26 protein-coding genes are annotated in these 22,538 nt (G+C 36.2%); 17 read left to right on the plus strand and 9 right to left on the minus strand.

Going from position 1 to position 22,538, the window contains the following annotated elements; all coding sequences use genetic code 11:
- Positions 1 to 1,042: T9SS response regulator signal transducer PorX (porX, locus tag RLO81_RS18385; protein WP_350115200.1), on the minus strand; the 1,042-nt coding region annotated here is incomplete at its 3' end.
- Between the two features lie 63 nt (positions 1,043 to 1,105).
- Here porX and RLO81_RS18390 point away from each other — a divergent pair.
- The 7 genes from RLO81_RS18390 to RLO81_RS18420 all read left to right on the plus strand — a co-directional run bounded on the left by RLO81_RS18390 (position 1,106) and on the right by RLO81_RS18420 (position 6,858).
- A complete protein-coding gene (locus RLO81_RS18390; RefSeq protein WP_350115203.1) occupies positions 1,106 to 2,347 on the plus strand; it encodes an HD domain-containing protein in 1,242 nt (413 codons plus the stop codon).
- Between the two features lie 19 nt (positions 2,348 to 2,366).
- Positions 2,367 to 3,422: a UDP-3-O-(3-hydroxymyristoyl)glucosamine N-acyltransferase gene (lpxD, locus tag RLO81_RS18395; RefSeq protein WP_350115205.1), complete on the plus strand. Its 1,056-nt coding sequence runs from the start codon at positions 2,367 to 2,369 to the stop codon at positions 3,420 to 3,422.
- Positions 3,419 to 4,813, plus strand: coding sequence for a bifunctional UDP-3-O-[3-hydroxymyristoyl] N-acetylglucosamine deacetylase/3-hydroxyacyl-ACP dehydratase (locus tag RLO81_RS18400; RefSeq protein WP_350115208.1), 1,395 nt, complete (start codon positions 3,419 to 3,421; stop codon positions 4,811 to 4,813). Before lpxD ends, RLO81_RS18400 begins: the two co-directional genes overlap by 4 nt.
- Positions 4,810 to 5,589, plus strand: a complete 780-nt coding sequence (gene lpxA / locus RLO81_RS18405; protein ID WP_350115211.1) for an acyl-ACP--UDP-N-acetylglucosamine O-acyltransferase — start codon at positions 4,810 to 4,812, stop codon at positions 5,587 to 5,589. The genes RLO81_RS18400 and lpxA overlap by 4 nt, the downstream gene beginning before the upstream one ends.
- A gap of 8 nt (positions 5,590 to 5,597) precedes the next feature.
- The gene (locus RLO81_RS18410; protein WP_350115214.1) at positions 5,598 to 6,017 is read left to right on the plus strand and encodes an ABC transporter ATP-binding protein; all 420 of its coding nucleotides are present in this window, start codon (positions 5,598 to 5,600) and stop codon (positions 6,015 to 6,017) included.
- The gene (locus RLO81_RS18415) at positions 6,018 to 6,221 is read left to right on the plus strand and encodes an ABC transporter ATP-binding protein (RefSeq protein ID WP_350115217.1); all 204 of its coding nucleotides are present in this window, start codon (positions 6,018 to 6,020) and stop codon (positions 6,219 to 6,221) included.
- 133 nt (positions 6,222 to 6,354) lie between these two features.
- The gene (locus RLO81_RS18420) at positions 6,355 to 6,858 is read left to right on the plus strand and encodes a hypothetical protein (protein WP_350115220.1); all 504 of its coding nucleotides are present in this window, start codon (positions 6,355 to 6,357) and stop codon (positions 6,856 to 6,858) included.
- Between the two features lie 50 nt (positions 6,859 to 6,908).
- On the opposite strand, the gene RLO81_RS18425 is transcribed toward RLO81_RS18420, so the two are convergent.
- Positions 6,909 to 9,290: an endonuclease MutS2 gene (locus tag RLO81_RS18425; RefSeq protein WP_350115223.1), complete on the minus strand. Its 2,382-nt coding sequence runs from the start codon at positions 9,288 to 9,290 to the stop codon at positions 6,909 to 6,911.
- Complete coding sequence (locus RLO81_RS18430; RefSeq protein ID WP_350115226.1) at positions 9,290 to 9,703, minus strand: DUF4296 domain-containing protein; 414 nt, start codon at positions 9,701 to 9,703, stop codon at positions 9,290 to 9,292. Before RLO81_RS18430 ends, RLO81_RS18425 begins: the two co-directional genes overlap by 1 nt.
- Positions 9,704 to 9,813: 110 nt before the next feature.
- On the opposite strand from RLO81_RS18430, the gene RLO81_RS18435 reads away from it, so the two are divergent.
- The 3 genes from RLO81_RS18435 to RLO81_RS18445 are packed head-to-tail and all read left to right on the plus strand — an operon-like array spanning position 9,814 to position 12,617.
- A complete protein-coding gene (locus RLO81_RS18435; protein WP_350115229.1) occupies positions 9,814 to 10,692 on the plus strand; it encodes a DUF58 domain-containing protein in 879 nt (292 codons plus the stop codon).
- Positions 10,685 to 11,575 (plus strand): hypothetical protein, encoded by an 891-nt coding sequence (locus RLO81_RS18440; protein WP_350115231.1) that lies wholly within the window; start codon positions 10,685 to 10,687, stop codon positions 11,573 to 11,575. Before RLO81_RS18435 ends, RLO81_RS18440 begins: the two co-directional genes overlap by 8 nt.
- The gene (locus RLO81_RS18445) at positions 11,568 to 12,617 is read left to right on the plus strand and encodes a vWA domain-containing protein (RefSeq protein ID WP_350115233.1); all 1,050 of its coding nucleotides are present in this window, start codon (positions 11,568 to 11,570) and stop codon (positions 12,615 to 12,617) included. Before RLO81_RS18440 ends, RLO81_RS18445 begins: the two co-directional genes overlap by 8 nt.
- A 3-nt stretch (positions 12,618 to 12,620) precedes the next feature.
- Here the strand turns inward: RLO81_RS18445 and RLO81_RS18450 are convergent, their stop codons facing one another.
- Together RLO81_RS18450 and RLO81_RS18455 are read right to left on the minus strand one after the other, a co-directional pair.
- The gene (locus RLO81_RS18450) at positions 12,621 to 13,259 is read right to left on the minus strand and encodes a LysE family translocator (RefSeq protein WP_350115235.1); all 639 of its coding nucleotides are present in this window, start codon (positions 13,257 to 13,259) and stop codon (positions 12,621 to 12,623) included.
- Positions 13,232 to 14,773 (minus strand): GH3 family acyl-acid amido synthetase, encoded by a 1,542-nt coding sequence (locus tag RLO81_RS18455; RefSeq protein ID WP_350115237.1) that lies wholly within the window; start codon positions 14,771 to 14,773, stop codon positions 13,232 to 13,234. Before RLO81_RS18455 ends, RLO81_RS18450 begins: the two co-directional genes overlap by 28 nt.
- A 59-nt stretch (positions 14,774 to 14,832) precedes the next feature.
- On the opposite strand from RLO81_RS18455, the gene RLO81_RS18460 reads away from it, so the two are divergent.
- Positions 14,833 to 15,507 (plus strand): YggS family pyridoxal phosphate-dependent enzyme, encoded by a 675-nt coding sequence (locus tag RLO81_RS18460; protein WP_350115239.1) that lies wholly within the window; start codon positions 14,833 to 14,835, stop codon positions 15,505 to 15,507.
- Positions 15,507 to 15,887 (plus strand): DUF423 domain-containing protein, encoded by a 381-nt coding sequence (locus RLO81_RS18465; protein WP_350115241.1) that lies wholly within the window; start codon positions 15,507 to 15,509, stop codon positions 15,885 to 15,887. Before RLO81_RS18460 ends, RLO81_RS18465 begins: the two co-directional genes overlap by 1 nt.
- Before the next feature lie 28 nt (positions 15,888 to 15,915).
- Here the strand turns inward: RLO81_RS18465 and RLO81_RS18470 are convergent, their stop codons facing one another.
- From RLO81_RS18470 to RLO81_RS18480, 3 genes are all read right to left on the minus strand, one after another.
- Positions 15,916 to 16,344 (minus strand): DUF1573 domain-containing protein, encoded by a 429-nt coding sequence (locus RLO81_RS18470; RefSeq protein ID WP_350115244.1) that lies wholly within the window; start codon positions 16,342 to 16,344, stop codon positions 15,916 to 15,918.
- A gap of 77 nt (positions 16,345 to 16,421) precedes the next feature.
- Entirely contained in the window at positions 16,422 to 17,825 is a 1,404-nt protein-coding gene (locus tag RLO81_RS18475) for an ATP-dependent DNA helicase (RefSeq protein WP_350115247.1), read from the minus strand.
- A gap of 2 nt (positions 17,826 to 17,827) precedes the next feature.
- A complete protein-coding gene (locus tag RLO81_RS18480) occupies positions 17,828 to 18,268 on the minus strand; it encodes a PaaI family thioesterase (protein WP_350115253.1) in 441 nt (146 codons plus the stop codon).
- An 80-nt stretch (positions 18,269 to 18,348) separates the two neighbouring features.
- Between RLO81_RS18480 and RLO81_RS18485 the strand changes: the two genes are divergently transcribed.
- The 4 genes from RLO81_RS18485 (at position 18,349) to coaD (ending at position 21,078) form a co-directional block, all read left to right on the plus strand.
- Positions 18,349 to 18,831: an NUDIX domain-containing protein gene (locus RLO81_RS18485; protein ID WP_350115256.1), complete on the plus strand. Its 483-nt coding sequence runs from the start codon at positions 18,349 to 18,351 to the stop codon at positions 18,829 to 18,831.
- A gap of 76 nt (positions 18,832 to 18,907) precedes the next feature.
- Positions 18,908 to 19,717 carry a biotin/lipoyl attachment domain-containing protein gene (locus RLO81_RS18490; RefSeq protein ID WP_350115259.1) on the plus strand — a complete coding sequence of 270 codons (810 nt, stop codon included), beginning with the start codon at positions 18,908 to 18,910 and terminating at the stop codon, positions 19,715 to 19,717.
- A 4-nt stretch (positions 19,718 to 19,721) separates the two neighbouring features.
- A complete protein-coding gene (locus tag RLO81_RS18495) occupies positions 19,722 to 20,609 on the plus strand; it encodes a DUF3822 family protein (protein ID WP_350115261.1) in 888 nt (295 codons plus the stop codon).
- Positions 20,610 to 20,619: 10 nt separating this feature from the next.
- Entirely contained in the window at positions 20,620 to 21,078 is a 459-nt protein-coding gene (gene coaD, locus RLO81_RS18500) for a pantetheine-phosphate adenylyltransferase (RefSeq protein WP_350115264.1), read from the plus strand.
- Here coaD and RLO81_RS18505 read toward each other — a convergent pair.
- On the minus strand, positions 21,063 to 21,782 hold the full coding sequence (locus RLO81_RS18505) for an NUDIX hydrolase (RefSeq protein ID WP_350115267.1): 720 nt from the start codon (positions 21,780 to 21,782) through the stop codon (positions 21,063 to 21,065). The genes coaD and RLO81_RS18505 overlap by 16 nt on opposite strands.
- Before the next feature lie 75 nt (positions 21,783 to 21,857).
- Here RLO81_RS18505 and pyrE point away from each other — a divergent pair, with 75 nt between their 5' ends.
- A complete protein-coding gene (gene pyrE, locus RLO81_RS18510) occupies positions 21,858 to 22,511 on the plus strand; it encodes an orotate phosphoribosyltransferase (RefSeq protein WP_350115269.1) in 654 nt (217 codons plus the stop codon).
- Positions 22,512 to 22,538: the final 27 nt, after the last annotated feature.

Here is a 22,538-nt window from a genome sequence, read left to right on the forward strand (position 1 = left end):
TGAGCAAATTGTTGATGTTATCAACTAACTGTTTGCCTACACTTGTTCGTTTAATCTTGTGGTAACTGAATTTAATAGTACTGTTTAATCTTCTCAGGTGCTTTTCAATAAACTTATCTTCATTATTATTTTTTCCTTCATCGTCATCCTCTCCTACCCAGAGCTCAGGATGTTTCTTTTCCATCTCTGAAGGAAGTAAGCCGGAAAAAATGGCATTTCGGGCATAGGCAGTTGTTGTTGGTAAGATGGAATAGTAACTATCCTCCTCCTCTACGTTAAAATATTCAGTAACAGCAGGTTCAATAATTTTCCATTGATCGTATCTTAAATTATCGATCACTAAAAAAAACACAGAAGAACCTTGCCCCACATGTGGAAGCACTTTGTTTTTAAGTATTTGATGTGATAGCATAGGTTTTTCTACATCAGGGTCATTCAACCACGATTCGTAATTATCACTGATGAACTTAGTAAACTGACTATTGGCTTCTTCTTTTTGCATATTTAGCACTTCATACATGCTCTTATTTTCAGTACTATCAATTTCCAACTCCCAGTAAATCAGTTTCTTATATACATCTGCCCATTCAGCGTAATCCAAATCATCTCCAAAAGACAAACTGATATTTCTAAATTCCTGCTGATAGCTCATATTGGTTTTTTCAGTAATCAGCCGTTTATTATCTAATATTTTTTTTACTGAAAGTAATATCTGACTTGGATTAATAGGCTTGATTAAATAGTCAGCTATTTTGGCGCCTATGGCATCCTCCATAATCGACTCTTCCTCATTTTTGGTAATCATGACCACCGGAAGATTCGGTCGTAGCGATTTAATATGTGACAATGCTTCCAGTCCTGACATACCGGGCATATTTTCATCTAAAAAAACTACGTCATAATGGTTTTGCTCACAATTTTCTACCGCATCTGAACCACTATTAACAGCGGTAATGTCATAACCCTTATTTTCTAAAAAAAGTATGTGAGGCTTGAGCAGATCAATTTCATCATCCGCCCACAAAATATTATATCTTTGCATTAAATCACTTTTGGTTGAAAGAATTTCTTTTCACCCTCAATAACGGAAAAAGAACGCAATAGATTGAATAAAAAGAAAATATTTAATGATCCGGTATATGGATTCATCACCATCAAGAGTGACCTTATTTTTGATATTATCCAGCACCCGATTTTTCAGCGTTTAAGGCGAATCAAACAACTGGGTTTAACAGAACTAATCTATCCGGGAGCTCATCACACGCGGTTTCATCATGCCATTGGTGCCATGCACCTCATGTCGAGGGCACTGGATGCCTTGAGAGGAAAGGGAATTGATATTTCTGATCAGGAATATGAACAGGCACAAATTGCTGTTTTACTTCATGATATTGGCCATGGCCCATTTTCCCATGCCCTGGAGTTTAGCTTGTTAAAAGGCATTAAACACGAAAGTATTTCCTTTTTATTGATGAAGGAGTTAAATAACCATTTTGATAATGGGCTAAACCTTGCACTAAAAATATTTCAGAATACCTATGAACGCCAGTTTTTTCATCAACTTGTTTCAAGTCAATTAGATGTAGACCGACTTGATTACCTCAAACGAGATAGTTTTTTTACTGGCGTTTCAGAAGGAAGCATCGGCTTAGAAAGAATTATTAGTATGCTCAATGTAGTGGACGATAACATTGTTGTGGAAGAAAAAGGCATCTATAGTATTGAAAATTTTCTGAATGCCAGAAGGCTCATGTACTGGCAGGTGTATTTACACAAAACATCAGTTAGTGCGGAGAAAATGTTAATTAATTTAATTCTCAGGGCAAAGGAACTAACCATGGCAGGTAAAGAAGTTCCAGCTTCAAAACCATTACAGCTATTTCTTGCCAATGAATATACCTTGGATGATTTTCAGAGAAATCCTGATTTAATTACTTCATTTGGAGGTTTGGATGACTATGATATATGGGGAGCTATTAAGTTTTGGCAACATGTAGATGACCGTATTTTATCTGAGCTTAGCAGCAGAATCCTGAATCGTGATCTATTCAAGATCAAACTAACAAATGAACCACTCTCTAAAAAAGATCTTGAACTATTAAGGAGTGTTATCGTTGAAACCTATAATTTGAGAAAATCAGAGGCGAGGTATTTCTTTGCCCATGGCGAAGTTACGAATAAGGCCTATGCACCTGAGAGTGCTTCGATTCAAATTTTATCTAAGAAAGGGAAATTACTAAATATTACTGATGCCGCTGAATTACCGAATATCAAAGCAATTAGCAAAATTGTCAAAAAATTCTATCTATGCTTTCCCAAAAATGTATCTTTACCACTTAACAGTTAATTAACATAGAATTAAATAAATGGAGTTTACCGTCAGCCAAATTGCCGAGTTATTAGGCGGAAAAGTAGAGGGGAATGGTGATGATAAAATTAAAATGCTTGGTAAAATACAGGAGGCTAAAGCAGGTGAAATATCCTTTCTTTCCAATCCTAAATACGAGCCACATATTTATGATACCAAAGCTACTGCGGTAATTGTCAGCAAAGGATTTTCTCCTAAAAAGAAGTTAAATACTTCATTAATTCTAGTGGATGATCCCTATTCGAGTTTTACGGTTTTGTTAGAAGAATATCATAAATTCATTACATTTCAAAAATCCGGTGTAGAAGATCCTTCATTTATAGGTGAAAATTCTAAAGTAGGTATAGACGTTTACAGAGGGGCGTTTTCATATATTGGCAGTAATGTTAAAATAGGGGATAATGTAAAGATTTACCCACATGCTTATGTTGGTGATAACGTAGAAATAGGAGATAATACGATTATAAATGCAGGTGTGAAATTATATGCCAACACAAAAATTGGACATCATTGCGTTATTCATTCGGGTTGTGTGATTGGTAGCGATGGATTTGGTTTTGCCCCTCAGGCAGACGGATCTTACAAAACGATTCCGCAAATGGGTAATGTAGTAATTGGTAACTATGTAGATATAGGATCAAATACTGTGATCGACTGTGCTACATTCCATGGTGATTCTACCAAACTTGAAGATGGCGTTAAATTAGACAACCTGGTTCAATTAGCTCACAACGTTAAAGTTGGTAAACATACGGTAATAGCTGCGCAGACAGGCGTGAGTGGTAGCACAACTATTGGTAAATATTGTGTAATCGCTGGTCAGGTTGGTATTATAGGACATGTAAATATTGCTGATAAAACATCTATTGGTGCACAAGCGGGTGTAAGTAAAGATACAGCTTCAGGCTCTAAACTCTGGGGTACACCTGCAATAGATGTAATGAAATATCAGCGTTCCTATGCTGTTTATAAAAATCTTCCCGATTTAAATTTTAGATTGAAGCAACTTGAAGAAAAAGTCCTAAATTTGCCGACATTTCGGGAGAGTGAATGAAAATTAAACAACACACAATCAAAAAATCCGTGACCCTTTCAGGGGTAGGTTTACATACTGGAGTAACCTCTAATATGACATTTGTGCCAGCAAAACCTGGCCACGGTATAAAATTTCAAAGAATTGACCTTGAAGGCAGGCCAACGGTTGATGCTGATGCCGACTTAGTGGTTGACCTTTCTAGAGGTACAACCATTGAACAAAGTGGTGCGAGAGTTAACACCGTTGAACACACTTTGGCTGCATTAGTAGGTCTGGAAATTGATAACGTTCTTATACAATTGGATGGGCCAGAGCCACCAATAATGGACGGTAGTTCAATTCAGTTTGTTAATATTCTTAAAGAGGCAGGCACAGAAGAACAGGATGCTTTAAGAGACTTTTTCGAAGTCCCTGATGGTATTTTTTATCGTGAGCCGGAAAGAGATGTTGAAATAGCAGCACTTCCTTTAGATGATTATAGACTAACCGTAATGGTAGACTATAATTCTCCCGTATTAGGTAGTCAGCATGCTTCATTGACCAACATATCGCAGTTTGAAAAGGAAATAGCCTCATGTAGAACATTTTGTTTTTTGCATGAACTTGAAATGCTACATAAGAATAACCTTATTAAAGGCGGTGATTTAAACAATGCCATTGTTGTTGTTGACAGAATTGTGAAGGATAACGAGTTGGATAGTTTGGCAAAGCTTTTTAACAAACCAAAAGTAGAAGTAAAGAAGGAAGGTATCCTTAATAACGTTGAACTTCGCTATAAAAATGAGCCCGCAAGACATAAATTACTGGACGTTATTGGAGATTTAGCATTGGCCGGAAGACCCTTAAAGGCGCAAATTCTTGCTGCACGACCAGGACACGCTGCCAATGTTGCTTTCGCAAAAAAATTAAAGAAGGCAATGGCAAAGTCTTCAAAGCTAAATGTACCTAAGTACAACCCCAACCTGCCACCGGTATATGATATTAATCAAATAACGAATATACTTCCGCACAGATACCCATTTCTGCTAATAGATAAAATCATTCATTTGGATGATGAGAGTGTATCTGGCGTTAAAAATGTAACGTTAAATGAACCGTTTTTTCAAGGTCATTTTCCTGGAAATCCTGTCATGCCTGGTGTGCTTCAAATTGAGGCCATGGCGCAAATTGGAGGTATATTGGTGCTGAACACAGTACCAGACCCAGAAAATTATTGGACGTACTTCTTAGGAATAGAAGGGTTCAGATTTAGAAAAATGATTCTTCCTGGTGACACTTTGGTAATAAAATGCGACCTTTTGGCTCCAATAAAGCGAGGAATTGCAAAAATGACTGGTCGTGCTTATGTTGGTAATACGCTCGTTTGTGAAGGCACCATGACCGCTAGTATCGTAAGAAAAGATTCATGAATCAACCGTTAGCATATATAGATCCTCAGGCAAAAATTGCCAGAAATGTAGTAATCGAACCCTTTGCAACCATTCATAAAAATGTGGTGATTGAAGAAGGAACCTGGATAGGTCCCAACGTCACCATTTTTGAAGGGGCTCGCATAGGCAAAAATGTCAAAATTTATCCAGGTGCTGTAATTTCAGCCGTGCCACAGGATCTGAAATTTGCGGGCGAAGAAACTACGGCCATAATTGGCGATAATAGTACGATCAGGGAATGTGTAACTATTAATAGAGGCACAGTAGATAAACACAAAACAGAAGTAGGCAAGAACTGTCTAGTTATGGCCTATGTACACCTGGGTCATGATTGCATTGTTGGAAACAATTGTATTTTAGGTAATGCTTCGCAATTGGCCGGGCATGTTGTAGTTGATGATTACGTGATTTTTGGCGGATCATGTGCTGTACAACAGTTTACTAAAATAGGAGCTCACTCCTATATTGGTGGTGGGTCATTGGTAAGAAAAGACGTACCTCCATTCACAAAAGCTGCCAGAGAGCCTTTGACGTATGCGGGTATTAACTCAATAGGTCTAAGAAGAAGAGGCTATACTTCTGAGAAAATAAACGAAATCCAGGAAATTTATAGATACATCTTCTTAAAAGGCCTTAACAACTCTAAAGCACTAGACCTAGTTGAACTTGAATTAGCCCCCTCTAAAGAACGTGACGAAATCATTGATTTTATCAGAACTTCTGATCGAGGAGTAATGAAGGGCTATACTTACTAAAATTCTTCATGGAAATCATCCTGAAAAATTTAGAAAAGAGGTTTAACAGGGAGATTTTATTTAAAGACTTAAATTTCACTTTTAGTAAAGGTCAAAAAACAGCTATTGTTGGTCCTAACGGTAGTGGAAAGTCAACCTTGCTTCAACTTCTTGCAGGCAATCAGCTAGCTTCAAAAGGTGAAATTAGCTATGTTGATGGGGATGCAACTTTGTCAGTTGAAAACATATTCACCCATATTGCCATTGCAGCACCTTACCTGGAATTGATAGAAGAATTTACACTTAAAGAACAAATTGAATTCCATTTCAAATTTAAAACTATTAAAAATGGTGAAACCATCAGTTCAGTTATTGACAAATCTTATTTCACTGAGCATAAGCAAAAACTGATTAAAAATTTTTCATCCGGAATGAAACAACGGCTTTAATTGGCATTGGCTTTCTATTCGGCAACAAAAATATTACTTCTCGATGAGCCCACTACCAATCTGGATAAAAGAGGTTCACAGTGGTTTTACTATGAAATGGAAAAAACAGAAAGCGATAGGTTGCTCATTTTAGCTTCAAATCAGGAAAATGAGTATAATAAATGTGATTCTGTGCTTGATTTATCTGACTTTAAGGATTATTAAGAAATGGTTACTATTTAAAAAATTAGCGTATCTAATTTCAGATAGATATCAAATAATAATATTTATTGTTATTTTAGCATTTCGAATAAAATTGATAATTTCGAAAAATATAGTAAACCACAAATTCGATCTAATGAAAAAATTAAGTTATTTATTAAGTGCAGCAGTATTATCTCTATTATTGGTGAGTGTAGGATGTGATAGTGGTGGGGACGATGGAGTACCTGTAGTTGATCAGGTAGGAACAACATTCTCAGGCACTTGGGCAGTAGATGCAGCTCAAACAGGACAAGTGACTTTCGGTTCACCAAGTCAGGATAGAACTGATGATTACAGTGATTTTGCTTTGACAATAACGTATACTGCAGGATCTGAGGGGGGTACAGCATCAATTGTAGGTGGTCCCTCCGGTGTAAGGCCATTTCTAGGAACAGACTCTTGGACATTTAGCCCTGTTCCTACGGATGCAGCTACAACTCAATTTACTGTAACAAGAGCCAGCGATGGTCTTCAAATTGCAGTAACAAACTTTTCTGCTACGGGTTTAACATTGTCATTCTCTTTAGCAGATGGCGGTTCTACTTCAAGAACTGAAGCTGTTGTGGGTTCTTGGACATTTAATCTGGTTAAACAATAAATAACTTAGAATACTAAATCATAAACAAAAGGCCTCAATTGAGGCCTTTTTTAGTTTAATGTGATTACTGTAATTCCAGCTCCTCCCCTTTCAACATGTTCATCAGCTACATTGGAGATAAAAATTTGAGTTTTACAGTAATTTCTTACAACTTCTCTAAGCACGCCATTTCCTTTCCCATGCAAAACCTTCACTTCGTTTAGCCCAAATAATATTGCATCATCTAAAAACTGATCAAGAACAGTAAGTACTTCTTCTACACGTTTGCCTCTTATATCAAGAGTAGAGTTGAATTCTGAAAATTTACTCGTTAGGTTCATGCCGTGAGCACTTCCGGCACGTTCTTTCTTGATCGACTTTTCTTTACCTTTAGAGATTTTAATAAGCCTGTTCTTCTTTACTTTTGACTTCAATAAACCAATCTGGACTTCAACATCATTACCTTTCATTGAAATGACTGTACCCGTTACCTGTTGATCGAATAATTGAACAGTATCACCAGGTTCTAATTGATCGTTGTTTACTAAAGGTGCCTTTTTAATCTCTTTTGGTTCATCAACCTTTTGCTTAAGGTTTTGAAGTCGTTCTCGTGCTTTCTTAGTTTCAGTTTTCTGAGCTTTATTGGATTTAATATGACGAATAGTTTTTTCTATTTCTCGATTAGTGTCTTTTAACAGTTTCGCAGCCTCTTCTTTTGCTTTATTGATTATATCTTTTTTATTCTTATCAAGTTCTTCTTTTAATGTTTGATATTGGTGTTGAAGACTTGAGGTCTCTTTTTCCCTTTTCTTAAGCTCTTCATCACGCTGCTTTATCTGCTGTTTTTGCTTCTCTAATTGGTTAAGCAACTGATCAACATCAATAGCCTTATCTCCAATTAAATCTTTGGCATAATTGATCACACTTGAATCTAATCCTATCTTTTTAGCAATTTCAAGTGAAAAAGAACTACCCGGCTTACCAACCTCTAACTCAAATAAAGGCTCTAGCTTGTGCATATCAAACCGCATAGCACCGTTGATTATGCCTTTCGTATTTTCCGCGAAATGTTTGATATTACTGTAATGTGTAGTTATCACACCCTTCACTTTTTTGCCATTAAGTTCATTTAAAACTGATTGTGCAATGGCTCCACCAAACTGAGGGTCAGTACCAGTCCCAAACTCATCAATCAGGCATAATGAAGAGGCCGTTCCATTTTTCAAAAATGCCTTCATACTCTTTAAATGACTACTGTAAGTACTTAAGTCATTTTCAATTGACTGCTCGTCTCCAATATCAATCAAAATATCATTGAAAATTCCGAATTCTGAATCCTCTTTCACCGGAACAGGTATGCCCGATTGTAGCATTAATTGTAGCAGACCTATGGTTTTAAGACTCACAGATTTACCTCCTGCATTCGGTCCCGAAATGATAAGGATCCTGTCCTCCTCCGATAGTTGAACATTTAATGGCACAACTTTCTTCCCTTCTTTCATAAATGAAAGTAAGAGTAGCGGGTGGCGTGCATTTCTTAAATGTATTGTTGGAGTGTAATTAATTTTCGGAACTATAGCATCAATTTCATTACTGAATTTTGCCTTAGCTTTTATGAAGTCAAGTTTAGAGATAAATGATAAACCAGACCTGATATCAGTCAAATTCGCTCTTACCTTATTGGTTAATCCGGTGAGTATCTTTATTTTTTCTCTTTTTTCGGCATATTCAAGTTCTCTAATCTCATTATTTCCTTGCAGCACATTAGTAGGTTCAAGGTAAACGGTGTTTCCGGATGCAGATTCATCATGAATAAAACCAGGTAACCTTCTTTTAAACTCAGCCAAAATGGGAATCACCATTCTTCCATCGCGTACTGTAACAGAAGCTCCTTCTGGCACCCAGCCCTCCTTTTCAGATTGCTTAAAAATGGAATAAAGGGATTTTCTTACCTGTCCATATTTAGACTTTAACTCATTACGTATTCTCTGAAGCTCAGGGCTTGCATCGTCTTTTAAATTCCCTTCATCATCAATACATTTTTCAATTTCAACAATAAGTCTTTTATCAAGTTCTATGTTATTGCAGAGTTCAAATAATGCAGGGTAGTTTTCAGAATGTTCAGAAAAGAAGTTTAAAGCTAATTCAAGACTGTGTAAAAATTTACCAATTTGAAATAGCTCATTTTCGCTACAAAAGGTTCCTTCCGTCTTACTTTTCTCCAATGAATCTCGAATATCGGAGAAGCCAAATAGGTTTAAAGATTCTGATGAAAGCAAGATGTTTTGATACTCCTTAGTTTGAGAAAGAAGCTTGCTGATTAAATCATAGTTTGATGAAAACTTAACCTTATCAATAATCGACTTACCTAATTCAGTGCTGCATTTTTCACTTATTAGTGTCCGGATTTTATCAATCCCGAGCTTCTCTTCAATGTCGTGTGGGTAAAGCACTAATTTTCTTGTTTATTTAATTCTATTCTACGAATTGAATCTTCTTTTGCCTGCTTAGCTTCTTCATAGGCTTTAGTCTTCGATTCTCTTAATGCCAGGGAGTCAAGCATCGTCTCATAAATTTTTTCAAGTTTGTCAGGGTGGTCGTAATAGTACGTTAGACTCTTTTTATAAACCGATTCATCAATACCATGTTTATCATAAATGAACTGTTCGTACGTTTTAAAAATCTGTATGGTAGTATCTCTGTTTAATTTCAGTTCAGCAAGCTTTGCCTCAGCCTCATATACATCTAATAAAATAACAATCATTTGTTCGTGGCTGATAATATCTTCGGGCTTTTCATCGGAGTTGCAGCTAAGAAAAAATACAGATATCAATAGGGTAATGGCACAGATTATAGTATTCTTCATTTTAATAATTTTTAACCGTTAGTACCCATCTTAAATCCATTGGGTTTGTTATTTTTCCAAACAAGTATTATTCCACAATTTTGCAATCCAAATACGTTAAAATTACACGTATGAAGAATCTTCTTAACAAGCTGCGAAAGTACGAAATACAAATAAGAAAGGCTATCAACAGCCAAATGCAGGGTGATTTTCACTCTATATTTAAAGGCTCTGGTCTTGAGTTTGACGATGTGCGCGCCTATCAGTACGGAGATGATGTGCGAACGATAGATTGGAATGTGAGCGCCAAAGGGCATGGCGCATTTGTAAAAACCTTTAAAGAAGAGAAAGAACAGACTGTTTTCTTTATTCTTGATGTAAGTGGTTCTCAGGAAATAGGAACAGAAGGGAAGCAAAAAGTAGATATTGGTAAAGAGGTATGTGGTGTACTTGCGTTGGCAGCAGCTAAGGAAGGTAGCCAGGTTGGGTTGGTTTGTTTTTCCGATCAGAAGGAAACCTACATCAAACCTGCTAAAGGGCCGAAGCAAGCTTATGAGATGATACACGAATTAGTGAAATTAAAACCTAAGTCGACTAAAACAGATCTAAGCAAAGCCACTTTATTTTCTTTAAATACCTTAAAAAGAAGAAGTGTGATGATATTTATCTCAGACTTTATCGATGAAGGCTATTTTCACAATTTAAAGGGAATGGCCAAAAAACACGACCTGGTAGCCATAAGAATAACTGACAAACGGGAAACTAACTTGCCAAAATTGGGTATTGTACCTGTATTTGATAAAGAAAGCAAAAAAACAGTTTGGGTTAATACCTCATTTGGTAACTTCAGATATAACGTAAAAACCAATTATGCCAAAAGTGAAGAGGAACTGTTGAAGTTTTCGAAAAAACATCAGATCAACTATGTGTCCATCGATACTGATGAAGACTATGTTCCTAAATTATTAAAACTATTTAAAGTCAGAAATAAATCGTTGAAAAGTGTTTAGAAAGGTATTTTTCTGCTCAATCTTACATTTTATTACTCTCACTACTTTTGCACAAGATGTGCAGATTAAGGGGTATTTTTTAGATGATAGTATCAAAATTGGCGAGCCCTCGCCTTACGTTTTAACTGCAAAATATCACAGTTCAACCGACTTAATATTTCCGGACTCATTATTCAATTATACCCCCTACGAACTTGGTGAGAAGTGGTTTGCGCCTACAAAGACGATTGGCGAACACAGTTATGATAGTGCCTTATATTACATTTTAAGTTTTGAGATTGATAGCACTCAGTATTTGCAACTACCTGTTTTTCAGATTGTTGGACGAGATAGTATTCCACTCTACCCTGCAAAAGATTCTATCGTTTTAAAACATTTAGTCAAAGAAATACCTGATTCCGTAGCCGCAGAAGCAATGCCCCTCATTGAAAATACAAGTTACCGTTATGTACAACTCGCGCTCAATTATCCTTATCTAATAGCTGGTGCAGTACTTTTTATCATATTAATTGTCATTGGCTATTTGGTATTTGGAAAGTCTGTAAAAAGATGGTTAAAACTAAGAAGACTGGAAAAGAAGCATTTAAAATTCATGGAGGATTATAATTCTCTTTTAAGTCAAAATTCACAAAGCCACACTGAACAAATACTTTTAGTATGGAAAAAGTATTTAGAAAAGCTAGAAAAAACACCGTACACAAAAATGACTACCAAAGAATTGTTATTGCACGATCATATTGTGAGAATTGGTGATGAACTTAAGCATATCGATAGAGCAATATACGGTGGCAAGCAAGAGAATATGCAGGAGGTATTTAAGAAACTGCTGACCTTTGCTGAAAATAGATATCATGACAAAGTAAATGAGGTTAAACATGGTTGAACAGACAACTTCACTTCCGTGGTATTCCATTCAAAACTTTTATCCGGGCATATTGCAAGGCTATAGCTGGGAGAATAGCCTGGCTTTGTACGCACTTCTGGGCATACCTCTTTTTTTTATTGTTAGATGGGTATATAGGTATTTCTTTAATCAAAAATTGCCTGTTGCCTTTACCAGAAGTCAGGTTATTTCTAATCCATTAACGATTATAAGGTTACTACCGGATATCATAATGATGCTAATTGTAGCGCTACTTATTGTAGCACTGGCCAGACCTCAAAAAACGAATGAAAAGGTAGTTCAATGGACAGAAGGTATTGATATTATGCTTGTGATTGATATCTCTCAATCCATGCAAATTGAAGATTTCACACCTAATAGATTAGAAGCAGCAAAGCAAGTAGCCAAAGATTTTATCGATGGCCGGCTTCAGGATCGTATTGGCCTTGTAATTTTCTCTGGAGACGCTTACTCGCTTTCTCCTCTAACAACTGACTATGACTTACTCAAAACATACATCGATGACATTAATTTCGATATGATTGAGAACCGTGGTACAGCCATAGGTAGTGCCCTGGCTGTAGCTACTAATAGAATGACAGAAATGGATTCTAAATCTAAAGTGTGTATTCTTTTAAGTGATGGTGACAATACTGCAGGTAATATCGATCCTATTACAGCAGCGAAATTGGCCTCAGCCTATGATATAAAGACCTATACCATAGCAATAGGAAAAGAAGGTAAAGTGCCTTTTGGTAAAGATTTTTTTGGTAGACCTAGAATGGTTGAGAACACCATGGACGAAACCACTTTGCGAGAGATTGCTAAAATTGGCTCAGGTCAATTTTTCAGAGCTTCTGACAATGAAGCCCTGGAGAATGTTTTTAAACAGATTGATCAATATGAGAAGGCAGAAATACAAGAAACTCGCTTTAAAGACACTACTGATTTTTACAGGAATTATATCATGTGGGCGTTAGTATTGTTTCTATTCTGGGTTTTTCTGAAATCAACGTTTATTACAAATATTCTGCAAGACTAGCTTCTACAGATAATAGGTAGCCATACGTATTGAAAAGATTATTAGAATAACCCCCACCAGAACATTCATAATCTGCATCACTCGCGAGGTAATCAATACACTGAGTTTATTAGCGAGAAAGGCTTTTAACAAGTCTGTGAGAAATACCACGGCAATGATAGTAGCAAAAAAGACAAACAAAGTGGTGCCACTATAACCGTATTCTACAGTGGCTAAACTCATAGTGCCAATCCAAAAAATAGGTACAAAAGGGCTAATGGCGTTAATGAGAAGTCCTTTAAAAAAGAAACGGAAAAAACCCTTCACTTCTCTAGCGGCATCAATTTTCGGGTTAAAAGGTTTTCTTGACTTAAGAATACTAGCCACTCCAAAAACTGCCAGTATTATTGAGCCAACATAGGCTATCACAATCTTGTTCTCTTGAAAACCAATTAATTTAGACAAACCAAAGTAAGCAAGTAATATGAGCATGATATCGCCAATACTTACCCCAACTGCTACAATCACTGCTTTTGAAAAACCTTTTTCAAGGCTGGTTTGCAGCAAGGTGAAAAATACAGGGCCGAGCATTACGGCTAAAGTGAGGCCAAAAAAAAGTCCGTTAAGTAAAACCATTAAGAGTTCCTGATATACGTAGTCCATTCCTCCAATAATGGTCCTTTCAATACCCTGGGGAACTTATTTTGCCCACCAACTTTACCTCTCGCTTCCATCCAATCGTAGAATTTTTTCACTGGTAGCACATCTACCACTACATCTTTCAGTGCAGCGGTTCGCTCAACAGCATAGTCATCATTTAATTCTTTTAACTTTTGATCAATGACGTCTCTCAACTTATTCGGATTCACCTCATTATCACTGGCAACGTACCAATGATGAGCGAACAGTGTACCATGTGGGATGCCCGCCACCGTAAATTCAGGAATTTCAATATTAAGTTCGTCAGCTGCCATTTCAATGGCCTTATTCATATTATCTACTGAAAGATGTTCTCCACAAAGACTTAAGAAATGCTTAGTTCTTCCTGTAATTACTATCTCTGATTCTTCTTTAGAAATTACTTTGACGACATCACCTATCATGTACCGCCAGGCTCCGGCATTTGTAGATAGAAGTATAGCATATTCTTTGCCATTTTCAACTTCATCAATCATATACGTTTTTGCATCCGCCTTAAGCTCACCATTCTCATCAAAATTGTGATCTTCAAAAGGAATAAATTCATAAAAAATGCCGTTATTCAGCACCAATCTCATGGCTCTATGATCTGGTTTATATTGAAAAGCAAGAAAGCCTTCTGACGCCAGATATGTCTCTATATAATGAATAGGTTTACCTAAAAGCTTCTCAAAACCTTTACGGTACGGATCAAAAGAAACACCACCATGCACGTATACATTGAGATTTGGCCAAATTTCATGAATATTAGAAAGCTTATAATGCGCTATAATCTTCTCCATTAAGATTTGTATCCAGGCAGGGACACCCACTATAATGTTGATATTCCATTCTGAGGCCTTCATTGTAATTTCATTAAGCTTTTCATCCCAGTTTCTTGTTTTAGATATTTTCTTGCCCGGCTTATAAAAATGTTGAAACCAGAAAGGAAGTTGGGCTGCTTGAATTCCACTTAGATCACCTTCAAAATAACTACCTCTGTTATTCAGGTGAGTACTACCACCAAGCATGAGAATACCGCCTTGAAATACTTCAGGAGGTAAATCATATTTTGAAAGCGTAAGAATTTGCCTAATACTCGTTTTCTGAATGGCCTTTTTCATATCCTTGGTTATAGGAATATACTTTGAGGCCGATTCTGATGTGCCAGAACTGAGTGCAAAGTATTTTACCTTACCAGGCCATGTAACATCCTTTTGTTCATTTTTAGATTTATACCACCATTCATTATACATCTTATTGTAGTTATGAATGGGAATATGTTCTTTAAATGCTTCAAAAAATGCTTTCGTATTATTCGATTTAAACTGATTCAGTATTTCTGAAAACGAATAGTGCTTACCAAACTGAGTTTGACTAGCGGAAATAAGCAATTGTTTTAGTTCCGTTTTTTGCAGATCATAGGGATTGGTATAATCTTGCTCTAAACTCTCTCTGATTCTAATTCCTCTTTTCAACAAAGTACCCAGAATAGGCATAGTGTGTTATTTAAAATTTCTTACTTTGTTCCCAACCTTAGGAACGTTAAAGTTATCAAATGGATATTAAAAATAACATCGAAGAATTAATCAATTCATTGGGCTCTTCAAATTGCAAATTGGTTGCAGTGAGCAAAACAAAGCCTGTTAGTGCAATTAAAGAAGCATATGGTGCAGGCCAGCGCATCTTTGGAGAAAATAAAGCTCAGGAAATGACAGAAAAACAAAGTGAACTCCCTGAGGATATTGAATGGCATATGATTGGCCACCTTCAAAGAAATAAGGTAAAGTACATTGCACCTTATGTTAGTCTTATACACTCTGTAGATAGCCTGAAGCTATTAAAAGAAATTAATAAGCAAGCCAAAAAGAACAACCGGGTTATTAACGTGTTGCTACAAATACATATCGCAGAAGAAGACACTAAATTTGGGTTGGATAAAAATGAGTTATTTGAACTTTTACATTCTTTAGAACTTACCGAATTAAATAATGTTAAGATCATTGGCTTAATGGGTATGGCCACTTTTACTGAAGATAAAGATCAGATTAGAAGGGAATTTAAGTCTCTGGCTCAGTTATTTGAAGAATCCAAACGAGATGTACAAGCAGAAAATGTTGAATTGAGTGAGCTTTCGATGGGCATGAGTGGCGATTATAAAATTGCATTGGAAGAAGGAAGCACTATGATTAGGGTTGGAAGTTCCATATTCGGGGAAAGAAATAATCAATAATGAATAAATCAATAAAAATAGCCGCCATATTAGGCGCTCTTGCAGTGGGAATTGGTGCTTTTGGCGCCCATGGACTTACTAAGTTTCTAACAGAAACCGGGCGGTTAGATACTTTTGAAACTGCCGTAAAATATCACTTCTATCATACTTTAGCACTACTATTAGTTGGTTTATTACAGCAAAACAATACAAGCAAATGGCTTAACTATTCTTCTAATTTATTTCTTGGTGGGGTATTAATTTTCAGTGGTTCACTCTATATTTTGTGCTTGAGTCGGATAACAATATTTGGGGCAATTACACCTATTGGTGGCTTAATGCTTATTGCTGGCTGGGTATCGTTATTTATGGCAGCAATAAAAAAGCCTGACCAAAATTGATCAGGCTCCTTCTTAATATCGTCACCTTTTAATTTCCTTTTTCTTGCACGGCTTTTTCTTCAGCCTTAGGTAATACGTTTGTGATAATTGCTACCTTGCTTGTAGGTGTAATGGCATTAGAAACAACGGTAATTACCTTATGCTGTCTACCCATTTTGCCGGTACTATTAAAAACTACTTTTATTTCGCTTGTTTGTCCGGGAGCAACAGGATCTCTAGGCCAGTTTGGAGCAGTGCAACCACATGTTGTTTGAACGTTTGTAATAATTAATGGCTCTGTGCCCGTATTTTCAAATGCAAAAACATGCTCTACTCTATCTCCCTGATGTATGTCACCAAAATCAAATTGTTCTTCCTGAAAAGTGATCTCTGGGCCTGATGCATTATCATTCGCCTCTTGCGCCACTGCACCATAGATCATAAACACACCGAAAATAAATACTATAAAAGTTTTCATGTTAATAAATTTTACGCTTTTACAAATATAACCGTACCGTTGAACAAACAATAATCTTGCTAGCTTTTAACAAAACGTTAAGACTTATGCTGACTTTTAACGAAAAACTCTCTGTTGAAGTTCACCAGAAACAATTGCTTAGTTGCACGGGTAATGGCAGTATATAACCATCTAATAAAATCCTGGTCAATGGTATTATCCTTCAAATAACCCTGGTCTACAAAAACTATCGGCCATTGGCCACCCTGTGCCTTATGGCAAGTGATAGCATAAGCGAATTTGATTTGTAATGCATTGAGATATGGATCAGTTTTCATTGCCTCTTTTCTATCTTTTTGCTTCATATCTGCATAATCAAGGGCTACACTTTGGTAAAGTGCTTCATTTTGATCTTGCGTTAATGCCGGTGTTTCTGAATGCAGTGTATCAAGTATTACCTTTGCTTCGAATGACCTTAAATCTGGATAATCTGTCAACCTTAATTCTAACGTTGCAAATCTAAATCCATGTATCTCCTCAAATGAAATAATCTTCATTGCTTCCACAAAATCTCCGTTTGCCAGAAATCCGCCTCCGATTTCTTCTGGCCCAAATAAATAATTGTTCCTTACGATCATCAAATATTCCCCGGCTTCTAATTCAGAATCATAAAAGAATATTCTATTTCTAATGTATTGATTATAGGCATTCGCATTTTTATTAGACCGACAAAGGATTGCAGTGTTTTCAACACCTTCATTATCATAAGCATATCGTATCCCATCTTCCAGCCGCTGCCCAGTCATTTTAAAAATATCGGAGAATGAAATATCTATACTTACTTTAGGAGGATTATTTATAAGCTCCTGACGCAAATTCGTGGCATTAAACAATATACCAGATTCAAGTTCCTGGCGCATAACCTCTGTGAGCAACACCTCCACAACGTCTAGTTTATAATCCGTGGAGAGCACGTTTATATCTAATGCCGGGCTTTCAATCTGACCGACAGGAGGAAGCTGAGCGTTATCACCTACCAGTATTAACTTATTACTTGGCTCCGAGAAAACATACTCCATCAAGTCAGTAAGAAGTCCTTTCTTTCCAAACCCAACATCCTCATTGATCATGGAAGACTCATCTACGATAAAAATAGTTTTCTTGGAATAGTTTTTCTGCCTTTTAAACACTGGCCCGGAGGCATCTTTATTAGCCTGTTTATAAATTCTCTTATGAATTGTGAAAGCCATTCTTCCTGAATAGGAAGCCATGACTTTAGCCGCCCTACCTGTTGGCGCCAGCAATACATATTTGTAATTAAATAAAGGCAATACCTGAACAAGTGTACTAATTAATGTAGTTTTTCCTGTACCAGCATATCCTTTAATTACCAAAGCATCTTTTAGATCAATAAGTGTATCTATTGCATCAAAAACCCTGGCTTGTCCAGAAGTAGCCTCAAATGGAAATTTTTGTTTTAATATTTCTGATGGACTTGGCACTACTACTTAAAATCTCCAGGGAATATGGTGATCATACTTGCAGAAGCTTTGGCTATTAGCACCTCTTCATCTCCCGATATACTCCACACTTCTGCTTCACAAAAGTTAATCTTTTTACCCTGTTTCAGTACCCACCCAACTGCACGTAATTCTTCACCAACACCAGGATTGAGATATGAAATTTTTAATTCCCCTGTTACCACATGATGTTCTGGCGGCACTAACGAATAAGCTGCAAATCCTGCCGTTATATCCGCCAAAGTGGCTACCAAACCGCCATGGGCAAACCCTTTTTGTTGCTTATGATACTCTTCAAGTTTTAAACTACCCTCCATCCTACCTGGTTCAATAACATTCAAATCAAACCCAATATGTTTCATGAATTGTTGCCTTTCCAGATGCTGCTTAATAAGGGTTTTATAGTCAGGATTGAAAACTTGCATAGAATAAGAATTTGCACAAATATAATAGAACATTGTAGCGATGTGTTTCTGCATCAAAATATATTGGATAATATTATTGAATGAACGTAGTTGAAAAAACATATGGCAGTACTTTAAGGGTAAGGGTTTGTGGTATTTGTATAAAAAATGAATCGATTGTACTCGTTAAGCACAAAGGCCTCAATGATGAAAATGAATTTTGGTCACCTCCTGGTGGCGGAATGAATTTTGGTGAAAGTGCAGTAAGCGCTTTAAAAAGAGAAATGATAGAAGAAACAGGGCTGGTTTGTGAAGTGAAAGAGTTCCTATTTGTAAATGAATTTTATCGTCATCCTTTACACGCCATTGAGCTGTTTTTTAGTGTAGAATTAGAAAAGGGGGCCATCAAAACCGGCTATGATCCAGAGCATGATGCAAGACAGCAGCTAATACAAGATGTTCGATTTGTGACTTTTCAGGAATTAAACGAATTACCCGATATAAAAAAGCATACTATTTTACATGGTAATTTATCGAAAAATAAACTATTAAATCTTCGGGGCTATTTTAAATTATGGCAATAATTGCGGTAATTAGCGAGTAAAATCATTATGTTTTACTTTTCAAAAGACTTATAATTGCATTCTAAAATAAATACTAATGAACGTCACTAAAATTTTATCTATTGTTTTCTTAGTTGCCAGTTTAGGCATGGGTGCTTTCCTTATTAATAGCGTAAAATCCACCATGGATGAAAGAGCGCTAATATCTGAAAGAGAAGCGGCTATCATTAAAAAATTGCAATTAATTAGAGAAGCTGAAATCGTTTACCAGGAAGTAAACGGTAATTATACAAGCGACTGGGATAAATTAATAGATTTTATCGAAAACGGTAAATTCCCAATTATTCAGAAAAAAGAAAGAGTAGTAACATTAAGTTACGGTGCTGATAGTAGTATTATCACCTACGACACATTGGGTATAATCACAGCTAAAGAAAGAATATTTAAAACAACGCATAACGTAAATGCTGCTAATGATGGTGTTTTCGTAAGATTTGAGGCTGCACCAGGCGATAACGTTGTGAAAGGCTCTCCTGCCTACGTACTTAATCAAAATGGTAAGAACGTTACCCATAAATTCAAAGAATCTGGAAAAGTTAAAAGTAGAAAGCGTTATCAACCAGGTAATAATGTTACGAAAGGCGATCTTTTGATGTCTTTAGAAGAAATAAAATTCGATCTTAATATTGACATAAGTCGATTGGCATATGTTCCAGGTTATGAAGATGTGAAATTCGATATTTACGCTGATGAAATTGAAAGAAGCAATCTTTTTGTAGATGTTATTGAAGTAAAAAACCCAAAACCATTTGATCCTACTCGTAGGGAAGATAATGAGTCTAAAAATAAAAAGCCATTGAGATTTGGTTCAAAAACTGATGTAACTACTTCAGGTAACTGGGAATAATTCATTGAATACGACAACAGCAGGTTATAAGCTTATAAAGAAGATTAAGGATGCGAAGTTTGATGTAGAAAACTTGCATCAATACAACCTGTTGCTTCAAATTGGAGTAAGGGACTTACAAGTTTCTATAATCGACTCTACTAACAATAGAGTGTTACTTCTTGAAGATTATGTTTTAGCGAGTGTTAAAACATACAAAGAACTTCAGCAGATGCTGGCTTCTCTTTTTGAGGAGCACCATTTGCTTATGGCTGGCTTTTGGAAAACAGTTAAAGTCAGTATTAAGAACAGTAAATTTTCCCTGGTCCCTTCCTCGTTATTTGTAAAAGAAGCCGTTGTTGACTACTTGAAGTTAAACTCAAAAATTAATACTGAAACTGAAGAAATACTCTACTACAAACATATTCAGTCTGACGCAATATGTGTTTTTGCGATTAGCAAGGTGATTCACAATTGGTTAATCAAATTGTACCCAAATGCAGAGGTAGGTTTCATACATCAATCAAGTGCTTTAATTGAGGGGGTAATAAACTTTTCTAAAAGCACTAAAAAAGACTCTATCTATTTATATATTGATCGCTTCAAACTCCACATTCTTTCATTAAAAGGTGGCGAACTAGAGTATTACAACCAATTCACTATAAAGCAATTTAATGAATATATTCGTTACATTCTATTGGTGATAAATGGGTTAAGCAAAACGCAGAAAAATACGGAAGTTGTGATGTGGGGGTATATAGGCAAACAATCTCCGCACTACAACGAATTTTATAAGTATATCAAAAATATCTCATTTGGCGATAGACCAGATTATCTAAAGTTTGGCTTTGTTTTCGATGAAATTCAAGACCATCACTTCTTTGATCTATACAGCGTACATTTGTGCTCATGATCGTTATTAAATGAAAAAAGTTGCCATTTTCCCTGGTTCTTTTGACCCCTTTACTAAGGGCCATGAGGATATAGTATTGCGAGGGTTGGAGCTTTTTGATGAAATAATTATTGGTATCGGCCACAATAGCAAAAAACATAATCGCTATTTCGATATTGATAAGATGGTTGGCTACATTGAGAAAACTTTCGAAAACCATACGAATGTAAGCGTTATTGTTTATAATGAGCTTACCGCACAACTAGCCAAAAAACATAACGCTAAGTTTTTATTAAGAGGCTTACGAAATACCACAGATTTTGAATATGAAAATAGTATAGCTCAGGTCAACCGTTTTTTAAATGATGAGCTGGAATCTGTCTTTCTAATCACTTCACCTCAATTTGCTGCAATTAGCTCATCTATTATTCGGGAAGTTCACAAATATAAAGGTGGTGTGGAGGAGTTTCTGCCTTACACATTAGATTGAGTTTTTTCTGCCTCTCCCTTCATTCTTTCCTTTTCTTTCTCTTGAGCAAAATACCTATCAAAAACAAACCTTATTGATTTATAGGAATCGTCAAGTGCGTGAAATACCTCCTTTGGAGTCATCCACCTTACTTCTTCAATATCCTCTTCAATTTGCGGCATCATTTCCTTATCACGCACAATATCCATTAAAAACCAGGTGGTTTTCTTAAGAATTTGCTTCTTTTTCATTGTATAAGTATGCCAGGTGGTGCAAATTTTGTTACGAAGATTCACCTGAATATTGCACTCCTCTTCCACTTCCCGTTGTGCGGCTTGTTTCGGTTTTTCGTCTTTTTCAAATTTACCTTTAGGCAAATCCCATTTTTTAAGACGATAAATCATTAATATCTTATCCTTTTTGCGCACCAAGCCACCGGCTGCTTTGATGATTTTAAATTTCTTCTTCAGAAATGTCTTCACTACATCGTAATGCTCAACCGTGAGGGTTAAAGAAATAAGTCCGCCTATACTGGTTGTATCCAGAACATCTAAAATTTTCTCTATTTCATCAATTTTGGCATTTTTTACCCAAACACGGTGCAAAAGTTTGGCCTTGGTTATGGGTTCAACTTCCGCATTAATTATAGTGTTAAAATCCCGTTTATCAGGTTTATGAAGTGCATCTAAAATCTGAACTGGAATGTCGTTGATGAAGAGATTCATCTATTTTTATTAATGATTATGACTCACAAATGAATGTAAAATTTATTAGCGTGCCAATAGATATTGATTTTTTTAATGAATAATTTCGCAACCATGTCAGATAAGTCAACAGAATTAGAAATTGCCTCGAAACTTCTGGAAATAGGAGCCATTAAATTAAAGCCTCAAGCACCATTTACTTGGGCATCGGGTTGGAAATCACCAATCTATTGCGATAACCGATTATCACTTTCTTTTCCGGAAATAAGAACTTTTATTAAAACTGAACTGGCAAAGGCCATTAAATATAACTACCCTGAAGTGGAATGTATTGCGGGGGTGGCAACGGCTGGCATACCTCAGGGTGCTTTGGTGGCAGAAGAATTAGGATTACCTTTTATTTATGTACGTTCAAAGCCTAAAGGGCATGGAATGGAAAATATGATTGAAGGAAAGGTAACACCGCGGCAAAAAGTGGTTGTTATTGAGGATTTGGTTTCTACAGGCGGAAGTTCTCTTAAAGCATCGGATGATTTGATTGAAGCCGGTTTTAAGGTGCTAGGCATGGCAGCCATTTTTACCTATGGGTTTGACCTTGCTAAACAGAATTTCGAAAGTAAAAATGTGAAACTTGTTTGCCTAAGCAACTATAGCGCGATGTTAGAAAAAGCGTTGGAAACTGGTTATATCAAGCAGGAACAAGTAGATACTTTGCAGGATTGGAGGAAGGATCCTGCTAATTGGGGGTGATATATATCATTCATTCTTATTAGGTTT

The sequence above is a fragment of the Fulvivirga sp. genome, assembly GCF_040220315.1.
Classification (GTDB): Bacteria; Bacteroidota; Bacteroidia; order Cytophagales; family Cyclobacteriaceae; genus Fulvivirga.